At 34.0% G+C, this 4,655-nt stretch carries 6 protein-coding genes; 2 read left to right on the forward strand and 4 right to left on the reverse strand.

Annotated features, from left to right (window positions below; all coding sequences use genetic code 11):
* Positions 1–99: 99 nt before the first annotated feature.
* Entirely contained in the window at positions 100–357 is a 258-nt protein-coding gene (locus tag BFI01S_RS20965; protein ID WP_061794319.1) for a hypothetical protein, read from the reverse strand.
* A gap of 18 nt (positions 358–375) precedes the next feature.
* Positions 376–741 (reverse strand): hypothetical protein, encoded by a 366-nt coding sequence (locus tag BFI01S_RS20970; protein ID WP_061794320.1) that lies wholly within the window; start codon positions 739–741, stop codon positions 376–378.
* Between the two features lie 224 nt (positions 742–965).
* Between BFI01S_RS20970 and BFI01S_RS20975 the strand changes: the two genes are divergently transcribed.
* Positions 966–1,562 carry a YqxI family protein gene (locus tag BFI01S_RS20975; protein ID WP_047185752.1) on the forward strand — a complete coding sequence of 199 codons (597 nt, stop codon included), beginning with the start codon at positions 966–968 and terminating at the stop codon, positions 1,560–1,562.
* 12 nt (positions 1,563–1,574) lie between these two features.
* Entirely contained in the window at positions 1,575–1,898 is a 324-nt protein-coding gene (locus tag BFI01S_RS20980) for a hypothetical protein (protein ID WP_047185753.1), read from the forward strand.
* Between the two features lie 735 nt (positions 1,899–2,633).
* Here the strand turns inward: BFI01S_RS20980 and BFI01S_RS20990 are convergent.
* Both BFI01S_RS20990 and BFI01S_RS20995 read right to left on the reverse strand, forming a co-directional pair.
* A complete protein-coding gene (locus BFI01S_RS20990; protein ID WP_039230091.1) occupies positions 2,634–3,020 on the reverse strand; it encodes a DUF6262 family protein in 387 nt (128 codons plus the stop codon).
* Entirely contained in the window at positions 3,010–4,572 is a 1,563-nt protein-coding gene (locus BFI01S_RS20995; protein WP_235831248.1) for a site-specific integrase, read from the reverse strand. The genes BFI01S_RS20990 and BFI01S_RS20995 overlap by 11 nt, the downstream gene beginning before the upstream one ends.
* Positions 4,573–4,655: the final 83 nt, after the last annotated feature.

Consider the following 4,655-nt stretch of genomic DNA (forward strand, 5'->3'; position numbering starts at 1 on the left):
CAACGTGTCACAAAGTATGCTTTTTGACAAAAATTATTAAAGGGGGTAGCGTTGGTGGGACCCCGTACTGGGGAAACGTAAAAACAGGAGTAGCAAAAGCTACTCCTGTTTTTTTAAAGCATCTACAAGTTGCTTAGCGTCCAACATTGACATGCCTTTTTCTTCTCTTAGATACTTTATAGTCTTAATGTCACCAAGAGTTTTCAATTTCTCCTGTGCTAAGGCAATTAATTCATCATTGTTTTCACTAGGCTTTGCAGTTTCCTTTCTTAAAACTTTAACCTTATTAGTTAAAACAACAATATAAATTAAGAACGCTACATTAAGAATGAATGATGTGATTAAACTCCAGATCAAAATGATACTCCTATCATTTTAAAACCCACATTCATTCCTTACGTTTGTAAAACCTGATAATTCCGCAATAAGGGCTGAGGGAGTTGCTACTTTTTCACCTGCTGTTGTAGCACCTACCAGTAGTTTTGCAGTTTCCCATGCTCCTCCCAATGCTTTAACATATTTCTTTATCTTAGTAAGTCTTGCAATCGGTATTGCATTCATAACAAGCAATTCGCTAATTGCCAAACTACAACTCCATACACTTTGTGTGCGAATTCTAGGTAAGGTCTCCATAAAATATTTTTTGATTTCTTCTGGGGATCCTTTTTCCAATAATTCATCAGGAATATGCTCGATAGCATCTAGCGCCGGTAAAAGTTCATCTGCGGTTGCTCTGCTCATTGGTGGGTTTTTTAGATTAACATTGCTTTCTACACTCTTAATTATACCACCTTCCAGTAATTTTTTTTCAATGTATGATTCATTCCTGAAAGTTACTCTTGTTTTCCGAAGAAATTATTCCCTCTTAAATAGTAAGTAAGATATATTGTAAAGTATAGAAAAATGTGTAAATTTAGTGTAGTATTTTAATAGTGTAAGAGAAAAAAGAGAGAAGAGGTAAACCTATGGAAAAACTTTTAAGGAAACTCGGGTTAACGATCATGGTAAGTGTTCTGTTATTTAGTGGTGTATTAGCATTTGTACCAAATGTATTTGCAGCAGAAGGAATTAATGAAGTTTATGAAGAAGGAGATGCAGTATGGGAAGATAACTATGATGAAGAGCCAATAAACGCCGCTGAAAGATATGCCTCTGATAGATATAGTGCAGAAGAGATAGCTATACTTTCTCAAATTGCTTATGAAAAATCTATTAATGAGAGTGAGGCTGGCGAAGGGAAAATCGTTCCGTTTGGAGCTAAATCAAAAGCTGTTATAAAAGTTTCTCAGTTACTTTTAAAAGGTGGAGATGAAGTTATTGATGCAGCTAGAGCCTTCAAAATTATTGATTCTGCCACTGCAAGAACATTTAAAAGCAATAGTGTAAAGATAGGGAATTTTTTGAAGAAGTTTGAAAATGCAGGGGCCAACGCAGCTAATGAAGTTCGTACTCAGCTTCCTGTATGGTTTAAAGATAACACAAGGGTTAGCAAAGGAGTAGCTGAAAATATATCAATCGCTGTAGCTTGGGCAATTCGCGGTGCTGATTGGTTATTTTTTTAGGAGTGAAATAGTATGGAAAATGAAACTGTTAGTGAATGGTTAGGAAGTAAAGGATTATCTAATACTGATATTGATTTCATTGAAACAATTTTGACTTTCACATCCACAGCAATTGTACTAGAGTCTAAAACAGAAGATATTAACAAAAAATTTCAAGCGACTTTTCCGGAAAAGAAAGCAAAAATCATGCCTGATTTAACCTACCAACAGTTTGAAGAAATATTACAAGATAATGGTTTGTCAGTCAATTTAAGCGAACTGTTGAAAAGGTTTAGCTCACAAGGTATTTGTGTGGAACTCTGTGAAAAATTGTTAAGAAAACAAGATGATAATTAACGGGATTAAAAATCTAAAAAAGGAAGCAAAGCGCTTCCTTTTTTTGTTACATATTCTAGCCTATCTTAGGCTAACTAGGGATACCAACAAAACCGATATGAACATTTTACTGTTGGACCCCTTAAAGTAAGGAAAATCGAATTTTATCATGTCGAAATTTGCTTAGCGTACAAAATCCGCGATTATCTTAACTTCGACGTGAGAACCACTGTAATATCAATGGTTCTCACATCATTTACATGTATTTAATGTAAGTATTGATTTAAAAAAATTAATTATTTTATCATGTAAGTGTTAAATTAACGTCTCGTTAGTTCAAGAAGAATGTATTATACGAAAAGTGTAAAAGGATAGAAGATATAATAGTCATCTACATTATGAACTAAAAGAAACCAAACGATATATGAAACAACACAGATAAGAATGGAAATACCTATCAAAATGGAAATATTCATTTCTTTCCTTAGTAATTTAAAAGATATTGCCAACCCAAATAATAAAAGTAAAATTGCTCCAAATAACACATATAACCCAATTGAAAAGCCAGAAATAAAACTAAAGAAATAAACAATCAAAGCACTCAAATAGAACCAGAGAGAAACCTTAATATTCTTCACCCCCATTGAATTACATCAATTATACACCCGGAAATTCCATAAATTATGAATTATTCCTAAATTAACCTGCGACTTTAGCGCAGTTAGAAAAACGAATATAAAAGTAAAATTTTTATTTTTATATTTGATCGTAGATCATACCACGTAATTTTAATAATTCATCCTTAAGACGTTTGTTTTCTTCTTCAAGTTTTTTAATTCGGCTATTTTTAGCTGCGATTAGTGCATCTTTACTGGCATCCGTCATATTACGTTTTATGGTTTGCGGTGAATTAAGCCCTTCTTGCTGCTTTCGTAATTCTTCTATTCGGTTCCGTATTTCTTGATTGTTATAGAGAAAAGCCTTAGATACACCTGATTCCATGGCAACTTGATTAAAGTTAATTTTAGCCTTCGTTTTAATAAGACGTTGAATAGCCTGGTTTACCTTTTGAGCCGTCTCTTTGCTTTTCATCTGGGCATGTTTTTTAACACCTGCAGTATTTCTAATATGCTTACTTCTCATGAGTGCGTTCCTCTCCAATATATTCGCGGCCTTTTTTCCCGGCTAAATGATGAGTTGTACCATTTTTCAAAGTTTCTAGAATAGGCTCTAGACGATCTAGAGTGGTTTGATTCTTATCTATCCATACTTGTCGCCCTAAAGCCCTGCCTCGTTCAATTACATTTTTAACTTCCGTAATTTCCATTTCAAATTGGGGGATGAATTCGGGTGTAGTACAGAAATTACGACAAGACAGACAAGGGTTTGCTTGAGTGGGGCATGGCTGCTTAATTGGTTTCATACAATAGCCAAGCTCCATCTTAACAGCGTCTAAATTATGGCGTATATATTCCCATTCAATGATATCCTCATTCTCGATATCCGTAAGTTCAACTTTAACCGGACGTTTATTTTCAATGTCAATCCGAAAAATACCTTGTTTTGTAGCTTCTTCCCAAGACTTTCGCATGGTAGTATCGAGAATTTTAGCATAATGTAAGGTCATTTCAGGGGAGGCATGCGCCATCCACTTTTGAACATGCAGTATGTTCATTCCGTTATTAAGAAGCTCCACACCCTTGGTATGCCGAAAGGCATGATTTTTGATAAAAAAGGGTTTTCCAGAATCGTCAACTATGTTTTGTTCTTCAGTAAAGCGCTTCAAACTTCTACGAATATCATAATAATTATAGGGTCGTCCTCTACGGACACCTTCCAACAGTACAAATAAATAGTTTTTAGGATTATTAATCGTATTGCTTTGATTTTTAATCACTTTTATTACAGCTTCCATTACTTCTGCTACTTCTTTTGTAATCGGTACACGATGATTCATTACTTGTGTTTTTTTAATATCGCCACATAAGTACCATCCTTGCGCTGTTTGTTCTAGACAATTATCGTAACGTAGATTAAGAATATCTGATATTCTCCAACCAGTAGCCCGAAGTAATACAATGATCGGTATGTATTTTGACGGTTTTAAGAACTCTAGCTTTTCCTCAATTTGTTGAAGAATCCCTTCGGGGATGTATTTGATATCATTTTCAGACCTTTTTATCGGTCTAGGGATATCTTCTTTAAATAACAATAGATTCACAGGCAACGCAGGTGCTTCATCGAATTGCAGTTTTTCAATTGTTTCCAAGAATACATTTAGGACAATTAAGTAACTTCTCTTTGACTGTATTTTGTCATGAAACGTCTTATTATGAAATATTAGATAATCTTCGATATCTTTCCGTGTTAAGGCATTTAAATCCTTCCAAGAAGGATTTTTATCATGTATAAATGTAAAAAATAACTTTAATATTCTAACGTCGAGAGTACATTGGCCAAGCGATAAGTGACTAATCCTAAATTTTAAATATCTTTTTGCTAAAGGACGAAAGGGAATAGGGATATCCTTGAAATTCACGATATGTCTTGATTCGTGATCAGGAAACCTTGCACCAGGAATATTTCTAACATCCCAGATATCTTTTTCAAATTCATCTCTTGTATCATAGAAGTCTTTATAAAACAAAAATAAACGATTAAGTAGATTTTCGTAATTCGAAAGTGTTTTTGACATCCTTAAATTTCCGAAAGTTGACGGTATTGCCTGTCCAGAATTAGTCGATTATAATGTCCGTATATAATTCGAAACATTTCGAT

The organism is Cytobacillus firmus NBRC 15306 (assembly GCF_001591465.1).
GTDB classification, from domain to species: domain Bacteria; phylum Bacillota; class Bacilli; order Bacillales; family Cytobacillaceae; genus Cytobacillus; species Cytobacillus firmus.

Bases quoted from the DNA above. Each gene is read 5' to 3' on its own strand.
- BFI01S_RS20990 (WP_039230091.1), bottom strand. From the start codon at position 3,020: ATGAGAAGTAAGCATATTAGAAATACTGCAGGTGTTAAAAAACATGCC.
- BFI01S_RS20975 (WP_047185752.1), top strand. From the start codon at position 966: ATGGAAAAACTTTTAAGGAAACTCGGGTTAACGATCATGGTAAGTGTT.
- BFI01S_RS20970 (WP_061794320.1), bottom strand. From the start codon at position 741: ATGAGCAGAGCAACCGCAGATGAACTTTTACCGGCGCTAGATGCTATC.
- BFI01S_RS20995 (WP_235831248.1), bottom strand. From the start codon at position 4,572: ATGTCAAAAACACTTTCGAATTACGAAAATCTACTTAATCGTTTATTT.
- BFI01S_RS20980 (WP_047185753.1), top strand. From the start codon at position 1,575: ATGGAAAATGAAACTGTTAGTGAATGGTTAGGAAGTAAAGGATTATCT.